This is a genomic window from Pseudochryseolinea flava, assembly GCF_003286915.1.
Taxonomy (GTDB): domain Bacteria; phylum Bacteroidota; class Bacteroidia; order Cytophagales; family Cyclobacteriaceae; genus Ohtaekwangia; species Ohtaekwangia flava.
This window is the reverse complement of sequence record NZ_QMFY01000012.1, coordinates 23,745-42,378: the sequence shown is the minus strand read 5'-3', so window position 1 is coordinate 42,378 and position 18,634 is coordinate 23,745. Positions and strand designations below refer to the sequence as shown.

The window sequence follows — 18,634 nt, the reverse complement described above, 5'->3', positions numbered from 1 at the left end:
ATGGCATTTGAAATTGATGTTGTGATCGCTTTCGCAGATCGTGACAATGAGACTGCATCTAAAAACGAACTCGGCTGGGTATCGCAGTTCAAAAAATTCCTTGAACTGATGCTCACGCAAGTGTTAGGCGAAAAGCCACGCATCATGCTAAAAGGCGAGTTCGACAGTATGGTTTCTCCGAAAATGGATAACACCGCGGTATTGGTTTCAATCTTATCAAAAGACTTTATTCAGTCAGGTCAGTGCCTTGATCACGTCGAGACTTTTTACAAGGTTCTTGAATCAGCTCCGAAAAACAGAAATCGTGTTTTCAAAGTATTCAAAACACCACTCAACCTTCAGCAACAACCACCACGTTTGCGCGATTTGTTGGGATACGAAATGTACCAACTAGATCCAGACTCTGGTGAGATCCGCGAGTATACCGACTACTTCAGCACCGAAGCGGAACGTCAGTATTGGATGAAAATGGTTGACCTGGCATATGATATTTATGAAACACTGCTTTTCCTTCGCGATACTTCATCGCAATCGGAAGTAAGAAGCATTTACAAACGCAAAACAATCTACCTCGCGGAAACAGGTCACGACTTATCCGTGCAGCGAAATATCATCAAGCGAGAATTACAGCGACACGGTTATAGCGTACTTCCGAATCAAACACTTCCGGGAAATGCGAGCGAACTTGAACGACTGGTCCGTCGGGATTTAGAGGAATGTAATCTTTCGATTCACTTGATCGGCAGTGCCTACGGAGAAATTCCAGAAGGTGCCGATCGATCTGTTGTAGATCTTCAGAATAAGTTCGCTTCAGAAAAGTCGATTAAAGCCAAAGAAAATAAGCAAGAGTTTACACGTTTGATTTGGATCTCACCGAACATGACCCATGCCAGTGAGCGTCAGAAATCTTTCATTGATAATATCAAGCGAGATGTGGAAGCGCAAGAGGGCGCCGAAATTCTGCAAACGCCGCTCGAAGATTTCAAAAACATCATGCGTGAAGAGTTGTTGGAAGCCGGTGAGAAAAAAATCATCGATAGTAACACTGGCCGCACGATTTATTTAATACACGATAAGATAGACTTGGTTGCGATCAAACCTATTGTTGATTTGTTAGAGAAGTCTGGATTCAAGGTACTTCTGCCTTCATTTGAAGGGGAACTACTTGCCCTTCGTCAACAGCACATAGACAACCTCCGTTCACTCGATGCGGCAATCATCTATAAAGGAAAAGTAAACGAGCAGTGGGTGCGTATGAAAGCGCTGGATCTGTTAAAAGCACCTGGCTTTGGAAGAAAGAAACCAATCGTAGCGAAAGCGATTGTCGCGAATACGGGATCGAATTTAAATGTTGAGTCATTCCGGAGTCAAAACCTTCGCGTAATCGAAGGCGATGAGCAGCGCTCTATTGAATCATTGAAATCATTTTTACAGGAATTTAACGCCTAACCATGAGTGTGGTAATTGATAACCTCGTTGCAAACCCCTTCCCAGGACTGCGACCATTCAAGATAGAAGAAAGCCACCTTTTCTTCGGCCGTGAAGGACAGAGCGATGAAGTCCTCCTCAAGCTTTCCAAGAACCGATTCGTCGGCGTAATCGGTCCTAGCGGTAGCGGTAAGTCATCGTTTATTTATTGCGGCGTAATGCCCATTCTTTATGGAGGGTTCCTCACGGACGCTTCGCCGAATTGGGAAGTAGTGGTGACAAGACCTGGCGGTGGTCCCATCGACAACCTCGCAGAGGCACTGTTAAAAAATAATGATGAGTATAATCAGTCCGACACCGAAGAGAAAAAAATAAAGCGAACAATCTTCTCGACATTACTACGCAGTAGTTCATTGGGATTGGTTGAGGCGATTGAACAAACAAGAAAAGACAATGACGTAAACTACCTGATCTTAGTCGATCAGTTTGAAGAGCTTTTCCGCTTCAAGGAAGGTCATGATGCAAACTCAATCAACGAGACACTTGCCTTCGTAAACCTTTTGATGGAAGCGGTGAATTATCCTGATGCGCCGATCTATGTTGCCATCACAATGCGTTCTGACTTTATTGGCGATTGCGCACAGTTCCCAGAGTTGACGCGTAAGATCAATGACAGTCACTACTTGATTCCACAATTAACACGCGACCAAAAGCGCAAGGCAATCGAAGGCCCTGTAGCGGTAGGTGGCGCGAATATTTCTTCAAGACTTACACAACAGCTTCTCAACGACCTCGGCGATAATCCTGATCAGTTGCCAATCCTTCAGCACGCGCTGATGCGTACGTGGAACTATTGGGCTAACTATAAAGATTTCGACGACGAGCCTGTAGACCTCAAACATTATGAGGCGATCGGTACAATGTCGGAAGCGTTGTCGATGCACGCGAACGAGGCGTATGACGAACTCAACGAAGACCAGAAACGTGTCTGCGAGATGATGTTCAAAGCGATTACCGAAAAACGCGGTGAAAACTTTGGTATCCGTCGGCCGACAAAGCTCAATGAAGTAGCTGCTATCGCTGATGTATCGGAAGAAGAAGTCATTGCTGTACTCGACAAGTTTCGCGATCCCAGCAGATCACTCTTGACACCAGGATATGGATTGCCGATCAACTCAAAGTCGATGATCGATATATCCCACGAGAGTTTGATGCGTATTTGGGTACGATTAAAAAATTGGGTTGATGATGAAGCCGATGCGGTGCAGATGTATTCCCGTCTTGCAGAAGCTGCCTCGATGCACCAAGTGGGAAAAGCTGGTTTGTGGAGACCACCGGATTTGCAACTTGCGCTGAACTGGCAAGCGAAACATAAACCTACTTTGGTTTGGGGACAACGTTATCATCCCGCGTTCGAGCGTACCATTATCTTCCTTGAATATTCCAAGAAAGAATGGGAAACGGAGCAGCGTGTAAAAGAACTTGAGCAGAAGCGAAAACTTAGGCGTGCCCGCGTTGTAGCGCTCGTCTTGGCATCAGCTGTTGTTATTTGTCTTTGTTTCTTGTTGTATGCGTTCTATCAAAAAGCGCAGGCTGATACATTATTAAAACGTGCACAGTCTTCAGAAGCCGAAGCGAAGCGTGATCGAGATAAAGCTGTCGTTGCTCAAAAGGCCGCCGAACAGGCTCAGTTAGCCGCAGAAGCAGCGAAGAATGCTGCTGAAGAAGCCCAACTTGCCGAAGCAAAACAACGTGAACTTGCCGAAGCTGCAGAGAAAGCCGCGATCGCTAACGCCGAACTTGCTAAAAAGAACGCTGCCGAAGCGAGACGTAATGCGGAAGAAGCAAAACAAAACGCGTTACGTGCGCAAAACAATGAAGCGCGTGCAAAAGAGCAAGAACAGATTGCCATCAAGAACGCTCAAGAAGCACTTCGTCAACGCTACATCGCACAAGCAAAAGCGATGGCGGTTAAATCGCGCGAGTTGAATGATTCAGAACAAGAAGCACTCATCGCACAACAAGCGTTCAAATTTAATTCAGAGCATCAAGGGTACGTATATGACAATGACATTTACAACGGACTCTATACTGCTCTAAAGAAATTTGACCATCCATTAACGCTAAGCCTTGAAGCCCATGCAAAAGGTGCAGCACGCGCGATCGTTGCGCGTAAAGCAACAAATGAACTCTACTCTGCGGGTAGCGATGGAAAAATTATCCGTTGGAAAGGAGAAGGTCAACACTGGAAGTCGGAGGTTATTGTGAATAGCAACGACTACCAATACTATACGATCGATATCAGTCCAGACGGGAATTACCTTGTCGCAGCGGGATTGAGTGGCGGTAGCGAGGTAAATAACTTCGTCGAGCTATACAATTTCAATGCGATGAGTTCACCCAAGCGGATCGAAGGTTTTTCGTTCGGCATTGAGAACTTAAACTTCACACCAGACAATAAAGGATTCTTCGCACGTGATAACTCGGGTAGAAGCATTCGCTACTCGGATCTGAACACGAGCAAAGAAGTGATTCACTCCGAAGTTAAAATCAATGCAATCCATTTGAGCGCTGACGGCGGTAGACTTGCTGGCGCTGGTGAAGACGGCAGTTTATACCTTTGGGACGTCAAGAATAACTATGCTGTCACAGAGATTAAGAGTATGGGAGAATATCTCACCTCCGTTACGTTTGCACCGGAAGGGAGACGAATTATCGTTGGTGACGCTACCGGTATCGTGAAGATCTATGACAGCCAGAGCGGCATGGTCATCAGAACACTTTCGGGTCATACATCGGCGATCGAACAGATTGTGTTTAATCATGCCGGATCTTTCATGGCTACCGCGAGTAAAGACAAAACCGTTCGCCTGTGGAATTTGAATCGCTTGAAAGAACAGCCCATGGTATTGAGCGATCATAAAGATTGGGTATGGAGCGTAGCTTTCACCCCCGACGATGAACAACTTTTAGCAAGCGTGCACAGTGCTACCGAAACGGTAAAAGGTGTTGAGCACACGATCCGTGCTTGGCCAACAAAGATTCCAACGATGTCGGGTATCCTTTGTGAAAAAGTAAAACGAAACATCAACAAGGAGGAATGGGAAATCTTCGTCGGTGATGACCTTCCTTATGAGTCTACATGCTCATCGCTACCGGCAAACAATAATTGATCTGCATGAAAAGATTTTTACTCGCCTCTCTCCTATCGTTACTGGCTGCCAAGGGATATGGTCAATTGACGTCCTGTGCACAAACACTTCGTCTGGCACAATCTACCTATGAGCAAGGACGCCTACACGAAGTGCCTGTACTTTTGCAAAACTGTATTAACAGCGGCTTTAACAAACAAGAAAAAGTCGCCGCCTACAAGTTGCTCACGCTCTCTTACATTTATTTGGAAGAACCAGAGAAAGCGAATGAGGCGATGTTAAACTTGCTCCGTACCGATCATTATTTCGAAATCAATACATCGACAGACCCAGCGGAGTTTGTTGCCTTATATAAGACCTTCCGAACAAAACCAGTATATCGAATTGGTGGTAAGATTGGCGTCAATGCTACGAGCCCTAACGTTACAGAAAGTGTTGAAGCGAATGATGGCAAAAGTGAATACAAATATAAAATCGGTATTCAAGCACATGTCGTAGCGGAGATACCACTCAAGAACAATTTCGACTTGAACGTTGAGCTCGGATTACTTCAGCGAAACTTCAGTTACACCAATGCGGTAACATTCTTGGACACGACGTTTACTACTGACGCTACGGAGAAACAAACATGGGTATCGCTTCCGATATCTATTCATTACCAGTTTAGCCGAATAAAATTCAAACCCTTCCTTGCGTTGGGTATACAAGGAGACTTCTTGTTAGGCGCGAAGCTTGACGGCAGCAGAACACGCCAGGGATATCAGTTCATCGAAGAGAAGTCATTTGAGTTAAAACCACAACGTGAATCGCTCAACGTGAGCGCCATCGCTTCGGCAGGAGCACGTTTCGAATTGGGTGGTGGATTTGTGATTACAGAAGTTCGGTTTAGCTACGGCCTTCTGAATGTAAACAATTCTGAAGGCGCCTTTGCCAATAGTGATCTTGCTTTCGCATACGGCTACGCCGATAGCATTTACAAGGTGAATTCTCTTTCGATCACCGCTGGTTATGTCTACAACATTTTCAATCCTAAAAAACTGAATAAAAGAAAATGAGTTCTCGGTTACTTTTAATAGTGGCGGCATTGTGTTGCTGGGCGTGTCAAAACATCGAAGACGCCACGCCAGCCAAGCGGAACACTTTTATCCGTTTTTACGAAGCACCTCATAATTTATCAGGTGTACAGGCCGAACCTTACGAAGACGGCTATCTTATTCTTGGGAATGAAGAGTTGGCGAACGGAAACTTCAACACCGTCATTATCCGCACCAATGACCGCGGTGAACGTCTTGGTCAAGATATTGTTTTGCCTGATGGAAGTGCCAAAGCACTAAAAATAACGACGGACGGTTACTACGTCCTTGGCGATAGTATCAAAGTGAACATCGAGTCAGGCGACGGTTCCGTCTTTGATTTGATTGTTTCCTCTACCCGATTGTTCAAGCTTAATGCAAGCGGGAACATTATGAAAAAGATTGTGATCGCAGACCCCAGAAACCAAAACATCACCGACGTCTTTGGAAGTTCGCTTACAACCAATGCCGATGGCGATGTTATTGTTCTCGGAACATTCAAGGCGGCCGCCGCGAGTGCAACGGAAAAACCTTTTCTAGTTTCCCTCGACCCTGTGTCACTGGACACCAATTGGGTGAAGCGATACGAAGTTCTCGATCGCGATTATGTTAATTCGCGCGCCGTTCACATTAATCCTGATGGAAAAATTATTTGGGCAACAGCACTCTTGAAAGAGAGCGGAAATTTTGCACGCTCCTATATCGGCGTACCACTCATTCCTGAGAATTCCACGTTCGAAAACTTTTCGCAGTATGGAGAGCAGACCGATCAACAACTATATCCAAAAGATATCCAACCCTCTGCGGGAAACATCTACGGTGTCGTAGGATCTTATGCAACACCGGCCGGTGCGAATGGAAATTTGTTCTTCGTTCGTGTTAGTCAAAATGGCGATATCATTCAAGGGAGTGAACGCTACTTTGATGGCGAATCCTTGCTGGCAAACAACGACGACGTTGCAGCCAGTGCGTCTTCTAGCGATGACACGGGTGACGCGATTATTGCTACTTCCGACGGCGGATTCGTATTGGCTGGCTCGATGCTCACAACACCGAATCGCGGAAATGGCGGAAAAGATATTCTGCTTATCAAAGTGACATCACAAGGTGAAATTATTTGGAATAAAATATTGGGCGGTGCAGGAGACGAAACCGTGAGCAGCATTCGCGAGATGGCTGACGGTGGATTATTAATCTGCGGATCGAACAACGTATCAGGATTGTCGTCAATCTTTATGATCAAGACAACCGCTAATGGTGAATTAAAAGATTAAGAAGGATATGAGGAAGTTTTTACTAAATCTATTGCTATTACTTGGAAGCGTTGGCATTGCAGGGGCACAGACTATTTCGGTTAGTCACTTATCAGCGGCTGAAACACCATCACCATTGATCGCAGGATCTTCTAATAATGTCGTTTTCGCATTTACAGTGAGTAAGACTGGTGGTGGGGCGACAAACCTGACGAGCTTCTTTGTTGGCACAGGCGCTACAGATCCGAACAGTGTTTTTAGCAGTGTACAACTTTTTTCTTCAGCAACAACGTTGGGAGCAGGAAGTAACACCAATGCAACAGTAGCACTGAATACAAACGATATTACGTTTACCGGAAATCCAAGCAACATATTTGCTTTTGGCGGCGGCGCTGAAACAAGAAATTTTTACCTCGTTGCTACTGTAAAGCCAGGCGTTCCAACTACATTAGCCGGTATCCCTTCCGTGACTTTTACCTTGTACGATGCAAACACGACATTCAGTGCGGGCACCGAAAACGTTTTTAGTGTTGTTCGAACGAACATGGAATTCGAAGCGTTGAATGCTGAATTCACGCAAGCTACTGGCGGTGTGCCGGCATCCCTATCAGCGGGTTCCAACAATCAAGCTATCATCGGATTTAGAGTAGAGACAAATGGAACGCAATCATTGGAGAGCGTGAAATTTGATTTCTCTACCATTAATCCACAAACCGGTTCATTATCGGGATTTCAGATCGTCAACAACGGTGCTTCAGCTACTTATTCTGGAGGCGCTCCGTTGGGTGCGACACCGTCTACCTTAAACGGCACTACGGTTGAGTTCACGAATTTGGGGCAGTCTATCAGTGGTAGTGGAACGTATTTCTTTTTAATTGCAGATGTTGCTCCAGCTGCGGGTGCGCAAAATTTCTCGGTGGAACTCGATGCTGCCACCGCAGACGTGGGTGCTACTTCGGGGCTTACCTTTACGCAAGGCCCTACAGCGATCGCGTCGCTCACCACAACATTCGCATCCATTACCGGCGGCGTTGCAACTTCTCCACTGATTGAAGGAACGCAAGACCAAGCGATCCTTGGATTTTCGGCAACCTCTAATGGAAGTGCCACAATCACAGCGATTGAGTTTCCTATCTCTCCGACAGTAACAGACTTAGATGACTATTTCTCTAGCATCAAACTATACGAATCAACAAATGCAACCTTCGGAGGTGCCGATGTTGAAATCACCGACCCAAGTGGTTATTCCGTAGACCTCAGCAATACAGACAAGATCGTGATCACTAACCTTTCACAAACGATCACGACCACAACGCGTTATTACTTCGTGGTAGCGGATATAGCGAACGACATTTCGGCTATCCGCGGCAATAAGTTGCAACTTGAATTGACGAGCGCTGATATCACGATGGATGGAACAGCAAGCGTTCCTGCTGCGATTACCAGTGCTAATTTTAAGTTCTTGTATGCGATGTCGAGTGTTGTCACAGTATCTGACGACGGACAGTCTTCCCTCGATAGCACCGACTATGTATACCAAGGTGCACTCAATAACAGCGGTATGGGTGAGCGTGTTTTCGCGATACAAGTTGCTGATAGCGATCCTGACATGCGTGCTACAAAAGTAACGTCGCTTACTTTTGAATTTGAAGACCACCACAACCTTGACTCCGTAGCACTTTTTGTAAATGGTACGACTGCGCCACTCGTACGCGCAAAGGTATCAGACGTGATTAGCGCTAATCAAATCACATTCAACTTAACGCCGCCCAACGCTGATGCGGGTGATAACGGAAATCGCACGTATACACTGAACGTTTCTTTTCAACCTAATGTCACAGACGGAGACCGCATTACAGTTGAGCTTAAAGATGCTGTTGCCGACACAACGCAAGGGAGTGGCATCGCACCTTTTGGAACAATCAAGACGAATGCTACCGACAATGACATCACTGTTATTGCCGGAAGACTCGTGATCGATCCTTCCATCGTGTCAACTATTGCGCCGGGCGCCACCTTCACGGCAACTGTATCGGCTCAAGATTTCCATGGCAACATTGACAAAGACTTTTCACAAACGGTTGGCATATTCGCATCCGGTGGATCGGGTACACTTACAGGTGGTGCGTTAAAGGCCGGCTCTGCAGGTGTGTATACGTTCAATACATTGGCGATCGATGCCGCAGGAACTTATACGTTAACAGCGAGTGACGACCCCGCAGGTGATGATCTCTTCACCGACACAACACCGATCACCGTTAACAGCCCCGGCGTACTGATTACAAACGGCTACACAGGTGGTGTATTCAACCGCGATATATGCTTTGGATTAAAAACATATGATTCGCTTGGCACCATTAAATTTCAAGAACAAGATCGCGGCGATTTCGCAAGTGGCGGCTACTACATGTTTGAGCTTCCTCCTGGATTTATTTTCAACACAGCAAAAGCACCAACGATTACTGAAACAGGAAATGAAGTAACGATTGTCTCATTGGGTGCTACCGCTAACCACTATGTCGGAAGTAACATTTTCAGATTCCGTTATAACATTACCGGAACGACTGACGTGGTGAAAGATGCCATTACCATCAAAGGATTAGAAGTGATGCCAGATTCGACCTACACGGGCACTGCAGGCGGAGACGTAACTGTACTCGACGCTGGCGCAGTGATGGTGGGCAACGCAGAGGTTAATGCGATGTCACATGGTACTATTAATTTAACAAACCCTTCAGCGGCTGCTTTTGATTTTGAAGTTGCGGCTTTCCCAGGACAGACGCCTGTTGTACCTGAAGAAACCCAATTTAGTTATACGGTGTTCGGTGTTATCCTGAAGCCATCGCCATCGAATCCTGCGTCGTCATATCCAGTATTTCAAGGTAATGGTGTATCGCGATCGAATACGCAGAATGCCTATGTGTTCTCACCTTCGTCTGTGGGTGTAGGTAATAACTACAACATCTCTTTTACAACGCGCGTAACAAGCACCGGTTGTAAAGTAACGAGGACGAAAGTATTCACGGTGTACGCGACATCAATCTCTGGATTGTTGACTGAATATTGCGAGAACGACGACAACACAAAGTCTCTTAGTGTACCGAAGGATCGCTACAGTCCGGCAAAATATTATGCAAACTGGGATGCTAGCGCATTCTATATCGCAGGAAGTAGGGTAAATTACAATGGTGATGCCTTCCAATGCGTAACCCCAACAACGATCGCGCATGAGCCTCCGACTAATCCGACCTATTGGAAAGAGTTTGGGTACACTTTCACGAATGAGTATTCTATTTCTATTCCGTCGAACAAAACCATTAGCGCCGTAAATAACAACGGTTCTGGTACGATTACAATCACTTCACCTAACCACGGCTTTACAGCAGGCTCAAAACTCTACCTCGGATATTATGTTTATGATGCCAATTGGAATGTTGTGTTTAGCATCCCATATCCGACAGGTGATGAATCGACTTACTACACGATCGCTAACGTAACGACCAATACATTTACGATCAGCTACCTCAACCCTGCTGCAGGCGTTTACTCAGGTGGATACGGCTACATCTACATCCAGAATCCGCAGGTCACGGGTGTGACTTTCTTGAACAACGTCGTTACCGCGACAGTCCCTAACCACGGGCTCAGCACCGGTGCAACGGTTCGAATATATCTTCAAGGCTTATCTGGAAACGGCGTATCGAACGTCATCAACGATTGGTATACGATCAACAAAATAGATAACAACACCTTCAGCTTCACCACGGCGGTGAATGTTAGTGGCGTATGGAGCGGCTACGGTTTCGTTGACATCTTCAGCTACAAGATTACTTCATTCAGGCCTAGCATGGCATCGACACTGAATTCAAAATTCGGTACAGTCACAGATATATACGTTGGTTTCTTTGTAAAAAGTATTGGCTGTGTTGAGAACACATCGAACACATGTTCTTCGCTAATCTATTCACAAGAACCAGTTAAGCTCAATCAACTCGCTGAAGTAGATTTTGAAGGACTCAATGCTACTGGTGAATATTGTGCTAATTCAACTATCGTGACGCTTACCGGTAACCAAGTCGACGGTTCATTCAGCGGCCCTGGTGTTACAGACGGTGGTGCCAATAATAACGGCGGTACCTTTACGCCAAGTCCTGCACTGGAAGGAACCAAGTTCGTCATCACATACACCTTTACCGACAACAAGAACTGTACAGCATCTATTGCAGATTCTGTTCGTGTGAATGAAACGCCAGATCCGCCAACAGCAACACCGGCTTCATTCGGTTATTGCGTGGGCGACACACAACCACTCTATATCAAAACAAGTGGCACAGGTAATGAGTTTGCATGGTACAACAACGCAAGTAAAACAACATTCCTGGGTAACGGTCCAGTGTATGATGCCTCATCAGAGGGTACTGGAAGTCCAAAAACAGTTTCTTTCTTCGCTACTCAGTTCAGTGATGGATGTGAAAGTGCTACGCAAAAGATAGATCTTATTATCAACCAACCGCCAGATGCCGACATCACGAATATCGGTCAATGTGCAGGCGATACGATTACATTCAAAGGTTCACGTACAAATATTGCAACGTGGGATTGGGACTTCGGTGACGGCTCCGTGCATGGCACTGACAGTACGGTAACACACATCTTCGACGAGAGTAGAACATTTACCGTGAAGCTCTTGGTGAAGTCGACGACACTTCCCGGAAATACGACATGTACGAACTCATCATTCATCAACTTATTCGTGGGCTTCAACCCAACCATTGATGTGAAGTACCAACGTATTTGTGATGGCGATAACACGCTGTTCGCACACACAAGCTCACCACCACTTGATAATATCAGCTGGAATTTTGGTGACGCTACGCCAATCTTATCGGGTGACGCTACGCAAGCTACCTATAAGCATCCTGGCCACGTGTACGCTGCACCAGGAACATACAATGTAACGATCGTTGGAACGACGTCTATCGGCTGCGTTGACACGGTGAGAAAGGTTGTACCGATATTGGTAAAGCTTGCTCCAACGTCAGGGGCTCCATACTTAATGAAAACAGCAATGCCTGGTAATGAGAGCGGGTATTGGCAAATTGAAACGACGGTCGATTCGACATCAACGTGGGAATTCAACGTACCTGCAGGAACATCCATGCAGTGGGCCGATAGCGCTTGGGTAACAGGAGCTTCGACGGCGTATAAACCAAACGACGTGTCTTATGTGAACAGCCCTTGCTTTGACATCACAGGATTTGCACGACCATTGATTTCATTGAACTACATGCACGACGTACAGAATGGTCGTGACGGCGCCATCATCGAGTACTCTACCAATAGCGGCGTGACCTGGACAAAATTAGGAACACCGGAAACAGGGCTTGAGTGGTACAACGTTCCGAACCCTATCAACGCACTCGGTAACGTTTTTGGATGGACCGGAAGAGACACGACGGTACAGGCCGGATTCCACTCCCTAAGTGGTATACCGATGGCGGATAGAGACAACGTTCGCTTCCGCATTAAGTTTGCAAGTGATCAGGATACAGAATCCGAAGGGTTCGCTTTCAACAACGTGAACATCGTTGAGAAGAACAGACTAATTCTTGTTGAAAACTTCACGAACAACTCTAAGCCAGAAACGGTTAATCACAATACGATCTATAGAAACCTGGGCACCTATTTGTCGCCAACGGAATTTGTACCATTAGAATATCATATCGTTCCGGCAGGTTTCGGAGCAGATCCGGTAAACGAGTTAAACAAAGCTGATAACAATGCACGCGCCGCGTTCTATGGTATTACGCAAAACGTAACCAGTACGCAAGATGGTATCCTGATGGGTACGTTTAATGCGATCCCTGCAGCAACCAATCTGAAGCCGGCGTTCGAAGACGAATTTAACTTGAGAAGTTTGCGATCATCACCGATCTCGTTAGACATCGTGACTTCAAATGTTGCGAACGGTCAATATAAAATCGATGTAACCGTTACTGCACTAGAAAATATCGACACCGACGAACCTATCGCGTTGTACATCGCACTGGTTGAAAAAGTATTAGACGATCCGTCGCTCACAGGCGATAACGGCGAGACGCAATATCGTTATGTACTCCGGAAGATGTTACCGAGCGCAGTCGGAAAAAGACTTGCATTCCCGATGGCCGTCGGCGTACCGGCCACGTTTAGTGAAACCATCACGATCACGGATCAAATGTTCAGTGATATTTCTGAGATGGCCGTTGTCGCGTTCGTGCAGAACCAAAATATTGACAGAGACGGGCGTAAAGATGTTTGGCAAGCGCAACTCGAAGATACTCCGATTAGCCCTGCGATAATCACAGACATCGAGCCAACGTTTGGCGACCTTGTCAGTATCTATCCTGTACCTGCACGTGGAAAGCTTAACATTGAACTTGTTGAAAAACCAAAACGCGCAATGCCTGTAAATTTAGTTGACAACTTTGGTCGTGAAGTTTACGTAAACCAATTTAGAACAGGAGAACGCCTGAAGACGATTGAAACGAAAGAGCTCGCGTCTGGGGTTTACATCTTGCAGATATTGTCAGACAAAGGAGAATTACTACGACGAAAAGTAGTGATCACTAACGATTAATAACAAGAAGGCTGTTCAATTCGAATAGCCTTCTTTTTTTATAAAGACCCCGGATAAGTGGGTAGATCATTCAGCGACTGAACAACGCCAGATGACCAATCGGTAGAAAAGAAAAAATGAGAAAGCCCATTGGTAACAACGAGGAACTTTGCGCGCAACGTTGCGTTATAGGTAGAAGCTTGGTGCAGTGTTTCATTGCTCAGAATCTGATCAGGAGCTTTACATTCAATGACCATCCATGGTTTAGCATCACGATCGAAAACAACGATATCCGATCGCTTTTGCAACTGGTTGTACGACAGACCTCCCTCCAACCGAATTAATGCTTTGGGATATTTTAATTCCGTAACGAGGTAGTTTACAAAATGCTGGCGAACCCATTCCTCCGGCGTCAACACCAGATGTTTCTTTCGAAGTGGATCGAAGATCATAATCCTTCCCTCTACTTTAGAAAGCTTATAGGCATACTCAGGGAGGTTCAACTTGATCATTGTGAAAGGACTTCAAAAAAGCAATGGAAATTACGTGCAAGAATACTATATTATAAACTCATAAACAGAATCTTTACCGGAACCCATCCGATTTTTTAAAGATCAAAGTAACATCATTATGAAGACGAAACAGGAAATTGTGGAGAACTGGCTCCCGCGTTACACCGGACAACCCTTAAATCAATTCGGAGAATATATCATTTTAACCAACTTCGATAACTATGTAAAAATGTTTGCGCAGCTGCACAACGTACCCATTATCGGCGTTGACAAACCCATGCGCTGTGCGACGGCAGAAGGTATCACCATCATTAATTTTGGTATGGGTAGCCCCAATGCCGCCACCGTGATGGATTGTTTGAGCGCGATACAACCGAAAGCAGCGTTGTTTCTCGGCAAGTGCGGCGGACTAAAAAAGAAAAACGATCTTGGTGACTTGATTCTTCCAATTGCTGCTATCCGTGGTGAAGGTACTTCGAATGATTACTTTCCTCCTGAAGTGCCTGCCCTGCCCTCTTTTGCTTTGCAGAAAGCTATTTCAACAACAATCCGAGACTACGGCCAAGATTATTGGACCGGAACTGTCTATACAACCAACAGACGTGTTTGGGAATGGGATGAAGAGTTTAAGGCTTACTTACGAAAAATTCGTGCGCAAGCTATCGACATGGAAACAGCAACAATCTTTTCGACGGCTTTCTATAACAAAATTCCAACGGGAGCACTACTGCTCGTATCAGACCAACCCATGGTGCCTGATGGTGTAAAAACAGAAGTGAGTGATTTATCCGTTACACAACGGTTTGTTGACCTACACTTAAAAATTGGTATCGATTCACTCAAGCAGTTGATCAACAACGGAATCACCGTAAAACATCTTCAATACTAAACATACCGTAGCGAACGCGATCCAGGAGGTAGAGACTAAACATCTCATCTTCGCGGTTTGGCTATGCGTTACCGGTTGCCAACGCACGCTTTTGTTTCTTCCTGGCGATTCGTAATCCGATCAATCCAATCACGAAGAACACAATAAGCGACAATACTGAATTTTTCATACCGAAGAGTTCGTCGATGTATCCAAACGCGAAGATGCCGATGACAATCGCTATTTTTTCAGCTACATCATAAAAGCTAAAATATGAAGCAGTGTCTTCCGTGGCAGGCATAAGCTTACTATACGTACTTCTGCTGAGCGATTGAATTCCGCCCATCACCAACCCCACACCGATTGCCAATGCATAGAAATAATATTCTACGTTTTGTTGCGTCGTCTCTTTCAAATGCGCGACGAGATAAGCAGCGATACAAATGAAAATCCAAAACACAATCACGCCCATCAACACTTTTAGATTACCAAAACGGTGCGATAGCCTACTCATCACCATTGCCCCTCCTATTGCCACAAGTTGAATCAGTACCACGGTGACGATAAGGTTTGTATCGGGTAATCCGAGTACATCAGCACCAAACAATGTAGCGGCGAGCATTACGGTTTGTACGCCCATACTGTAGAAGAAGAATGCTAGCAAATACCATTTCAATACAGGCTGTGCATCAATCTCGCGACTTACTTTTCGGAGTTCACGGAATCCTGCGGTGAATGCACTGGTCTGGAATTTCACGCCGGTACTACGGGTCTTGGGCAATGTAAAAAACGTAATCTGCGCGAAGCCGATCCACCAGATGCCGACAAGCAGAAACGTCAACAGAGAACCTGCTTTCGAATCTACAAACACCACCAATGCGAAGCCTACAATTTGAAGGATCACGCTACCGATGTATCCCATTGCATAACCCTTTGCGCTGACGCGATCCTGATCCGCTTTCGCCGCGATCTCCGGGAGATAAGAGTTATAGAATACTAAACTACCGATATAACCGATGGCGGCCAGAATGAAACAAATCAATCCCCACTCAACACTCGGAGGAGATTCAGGCGATCCGTCGAACCAATACAATCCCATGCATGCAAAGCCGCCGAGGTAACAGAAAAATTGCATGAAGATTTTTTTATTCCCCCGCGAATCAGCGATCGACGACAAGATCGGAAGTAGTATTGCAATGGCCAGATACGCAAAAGCAAGGGCATAATCGTAAAGCGATGTCCCTTTGAAAGTTCTTCCTAGGAACGGTACCTTTTCACCATAGCTCGACTTCGTGATCGCCACAAAGTATATTGGAAAAAATGTTGTCGTAATGACAAGGTTATAAACTGAATTAGCCCAGTCATACATATACCAACCGCGTACCGTTCTCGGATTGCTTAGTGGTTGGGAGTCATTAGTCGGTGCGTCTACCGTTACGCCGCTCATAGCACAGTATTTTGAACATACAAGGTATGCATTCGCGCGGCAAATCAGACATCCGTAGCGTGAATACTTTCTATCCCAAGGGCAGGGTTTTGCCCGCAGGTCCGCATCCGGACGAATTGACATCCGATGTTTATTCGTACAGGCTTTTTTACTAATGTTGTTATATGAAAAAAGGAAAACTTTCCATCAACGATATCGCAGCCAAGCTCAATATTTCCAAAACCACGGTTTCGTTCATTCTGAATGGGAAGGCAAAAGAAAAGCGCATCAGTGAAGAGCTCACGAAGAAAGTACAAAATCTGGTCGATAAAGTTGGCTATACGCCAAGTCAGGCAGCACAAAGCCTTCGTACTGGAAGAACAGGCATCATTGGTCTGATGGTAGAGGACATCTCTGATCCATTCTTCTCGGGTGTTGCTAAACACATTGAAGACGAAGCCTTCTTGCGCGGTTATAAGATCATTTATTGCAGCACCGAAAACGACAAAAAGAGGACGCAGGAATATTTGCGCATGTTCAACCAATTGCGTGTGGACGGCTACATCATCACGGCACCCGATAATGCTGAAGACGATGTCGAAAAATTGTATAATGAAGGAAAGCAGATTATCCTATTCGACCGTAATTTCAAAGACATACCTTTAAGTTATGTCATGATCAACAATGAAAAGAGTACGATCGAGGGAACACGTCATTTGATCGAAAATGGATTTAAGAAGATTGCTTTTATTACGTTGGACTCAGATCAACCACAGATGGTCAGCCGCGGTAAGGGATACGAGAAGGCGATCAAAGAAGCAAAGCTTTCCAAGCACATGCTGAAGATGAACTATTCCCTTCATGCAGAAGACTACATCGAACAAATTACGACTTACCTTAGAACAACGTCATTGGATGCTGTATTCTTTGCTACTGGATATCTTGGCATCTGTGGCCTCGAAGCACTGAAGGGTTTGAAAATGTCCATTCCAAAAGACGTTGGCATGGTATCTTTTGATGATACTGACCTATTCCGAATTCATACACCTTCGATCACAGCGATACCACAACCCATCGCCGAGATGTCGACAACATTGATCAACACGTTACTTGACAATATTGAAAAGCCGACATCATCGCGTCAGAAAAAAGTACAGCATGAGATTGTGCTCGGAACTGCGATTATCGTGCGGGAGTCGAGTAAACGAAAATAGTTACGACAGGTGCTGCAGTGCGTGTACATATGCACCCAATGCAACGGCCTGGCTAGTGCCTAGTTTGGTTTTACAAATACCGATTCGCTTTTCTTCCGCATAAAACACTTTTCTCTTGGAAAATGGTACTTCTATCTCCACGCCTCGATAGGCAAGAAATTGTTCAAGCTGATGAGGATCTTCAAGGTTATAGACACGTTGGATCAATCGCGGAATTTCTGTTCCATCGGTCTTACAAATTGTTCCATTCATAGCAAGAATGATATCGGGAGCAATCAAGTCGAAAGCACCTGCTAAACCTCCACCAATCACGATTAAGCCATCGATCAGGGTGATCGCATTGCACAATGATTCGGCTATCACCAACGCCATCTCACGAAACGCCAGCAAGGCAGCTTGTTGATCGCCTTCTAAATTCCCTAAAGCAATATCATGAATATCCTTTGGTGTTAATGATGCATCATCTCTGCCGCTAAACTTTTGATAGTGATTTAACACCGGTCTTACACCGACGCTGCATTCTGAATACCAGTTCGTATTTCTGAAATTTCGCGTGAGCCATACTTCACTAGCTGATCCATTATCGCCCTCGTTGAGCCTGTTATTGATCACCATACCCGCGCCGAAGCCAGTGCCGAGCGTGATCCCAAAAAGGTTCTTGTATGCTTTATTCACACCATGTGCCGCGAGTTGTTCATTGATGAAGGGAACGACACCCGCCGCAGATTCTGCTAACGTGAAAAGGTCTCCATCATTACCGATAAAAACAGGAAGCTTAAAATGATCTTCCAACATGGGACCCAGCGCAACACCATTACTTTTATTAAATGCCGGTAGGTTTGGAAGTTTTCCGATGATGCCATTTTTATAATCCGCAGGACCAGGGAACGCGAAACTAATCGCAACGGGAGGCTGCGGCAATTTGGCTTTCACTTCTTCAAATCCTTTGATCAACGTTCGAAGACAAAGATCCAGATCATGTGCATTGGAAGGATGATGAATTGAATTTACGACTTCCTTTCCTCCCGACAATGCTGAAAATACAAAATTCGTCCCCCCTGCATCCAGGGTCATTACAATTCGTTTGTCATCTAAAATATTCACGACGAT

10 protein-coding genes are annotated in these 18,634 nt (G+C 45.5%); 7 read left to right on the top strand and 3 right to left on the bottom strand.

All coding sequences use genetic code 11. From position 1 onward, the window contains the following. From DQQ10_RS19980 to DQQ10_RS19960, 5 genes are read left to right on the top strand one after another with little or no spacing between them, the layout of a single operon-like run. A complete protein-coding gene (locus DQQ10_RS19980; protein WP_112748697.1) occupies positions 1–1,449 on the top strand; it encodes a DUF4062 domain-containing protein in 1,449 nt (482 codons plus the stop codon). Between the two features lie 2 nt (positions 1,450–1,451). Next, positions 1,452–4,601 (top strand): nSTAND1 domain-containing NTPase, encoded by a 3,150-nt coding sequence (locus DQQ10_RS19975; RefSeq protein WP_112748696.1) that lies wholly within the window; start codon positions 1,452–1,454, stop codon positions 4,599–4,601. 5 nt (positions 4,602–4,606) lie between these two features. After that, positions 4,607–5,635: a porin family protein gene (locus DQQ10_RS19970; RefSeq protein ID WP_112748695.1), complete on the top strand. Its 1,029-nt coding sequence runs from the start codon at positions 4,607–4,609 to the stop codon at positions 5,633–5,635. Then, positions 5,632–6,927, top strand: a complete 1,296-nt coding sequence (locus DQQ10_RS19965) for a hypothetical protein (protein ID WP_112748694.1) — start codon at positions 5,632–5,634, stop codon at positions 6,925–6,927. The genes DQQ10_RS19970 and DQQ10_RS19965 overlap by 4 nt, the downstream gene beginning before the upstream one ends. 7 nt (positions 6,928–6,934) lie before the next feature. Next, entirely contained in the window at positions 6,935–13,525 is a 6,591-nt protein-coding gene (locus tag DQQ10_RS19960) for a PKD domain-containing protein (RefSeq protein ID WP_112748693.1), read from the top strand. A 38-nt stretch (positions 13,526–13,563) separates the two neighbouring features. Here the strand turns inward: DQQ10_RS19960 and DQQ10_RS19955 are convergent, their stop codons facing one another. Beyond that, a complete protein-coding gene (locus DQQ10_RS19955) occupies positions 13,564–14,016 on the bottom strand; it encodes a type I restriction enzyme HsdR N-terminal domain-containing protein (protein WP_112748692.1) in 453 nt (150 codons plus the stop codon). Between the two features lie 118 nt (positions 14,017–14,134). On the opposite strand from DQQ10_RS19955, the gene DQQ10_RS19950 reads away from it, so the two are divergent. Beyond that, the gene (locus DQQ10_RS19950) at positions 14,135–14,905 is read left to right on the top strand and encodes an AMP nucleosidase (RefSeq protein ID WP_112748691.1); all 771 of its coding nucleotides are present in this window, start codon (positions 14,135–14,137) and stop codon (positions 14,903–14,905) included. Positions 14,906–14,966: 61 nt separating this feature from the next. Here DQQ10_RS19950 and DQQ10_RS19945 read toward each other — a convergent pair whose 3' ends face one another. Beyond that, positions 14,967–16,331 carry an MFS transporter gene (locus tag DQQ10_RS19945; RefSeq protein ID WP_112748690.1) on the bottom strand — a complete coding sequence of 455 codons (1,365 nt, stop codon included), beginning with the start codon at positions 16,329–16,331 and terminating at the stop codon, positions 14,967–14,969. A 164-nt stretch (positions 16,332–16,495) separates the two neighbouring features. Here DQQ10_RS19945 and DQQ10_RS19940 point away from each other — a divergent pair, with 164 nt between their 5' ends. Next, a complete protein-coding gene (locus DQQ10_RS19940; RefSeq protein WP_112748689.1) occupies positions 16,496–17,524 on the top strand; it encodes a LacI family DNA-binding transcriptional regulator in 1,029 nt (342 codons plus the stop codon). On the opposite strand, the gene DQQ10_RS19935 is transcribed toward DQQ10_RS19940, so the two are convergent. Next, the gene (locus DQQ10_RS19935; protein ID WP_221409758.1) at positions 17,525–18,628 is read right to left on the bottom strand and encodes an ROK family protein; all 1,104 of its coding nucleotides are present in this window, start codon (positions 18,626–18,628) and stop codon (positions 17,525–17,527) included. Positions 18,629–18,634: the final 6 nt, after the last annotated feature.

What these genes read in the sequence shown, in the direction of transcription:
- DQQ10_RS19950 (WP_112748691.1), top strand. Translation starts at nt 14,135, where the DNA reads ATGAAGACGAAACAGGAAATTGTGGAGAACTGGCTCCCGCGTTACACC.
- DQQ10_RS19980 (WP_112748697.1), top strand. Translation starts at nt 1, where the DNA reads ATGGCATTTGAAATTGATGTTGTGATCGCTTTCGCAGATCGTGACAAT.
- DQQ10_RS19955 (WP_112748692.1), bottom strand. Translation starts at nt 14,016, where the DNA reads ATGATCAAGTTGAACCTCCCTGAGTATGCCTATAAGCTTTCTAAAGTA.
- DQQ10_RS19965 (WP_112748694.1), top strand. Translation starts at nt 5,632, where the DNA reads ATGAGTTCTCGGTTACTTTTAATAGTGGCGGCATTGTGTTGCTGGGCG.
- DQQ10_RS19970 (WP_112748695.1), top strand. Translation starts at nt 4,607, where the DNA reads ATGAAAAGATTTTTACTCGCCTCTCTCCTATCGTTACTGGCTGCCAAG.
- DQQ10_RS19975 (WP_112748696.1), top strand. Translation starts at nt 1,452, where the DNA reads ATGAGTGTGGTAATTGATAACCTCGTTGCAAACCCCTTCCCAGGACTG.
- DQQ10_RS19960 (WP_112748693.1), top strand. Translation starts at nt 6,935, where the DNA reads ATGAGGAAGTTTTTACTAAATCTATTGCTATTACTTGGAAGCGTTGGC.
- DQQ10_RS19940 (WP_112748689.1), top strand. Translation starts at nt 16,496, where the DNA reads ATGAAAAAAGGAAAACTTTCCATCAACGATATCGCAGCCAAGCTCAAT.
- DQQ10_RS19945 (WP_112748690.1), bottom strand. Translation starts at nt 16,331, where the DNA reads ATGAGCGGCGTAACGGTAGACGCACCGACTAATGACTCCCAACCACTA.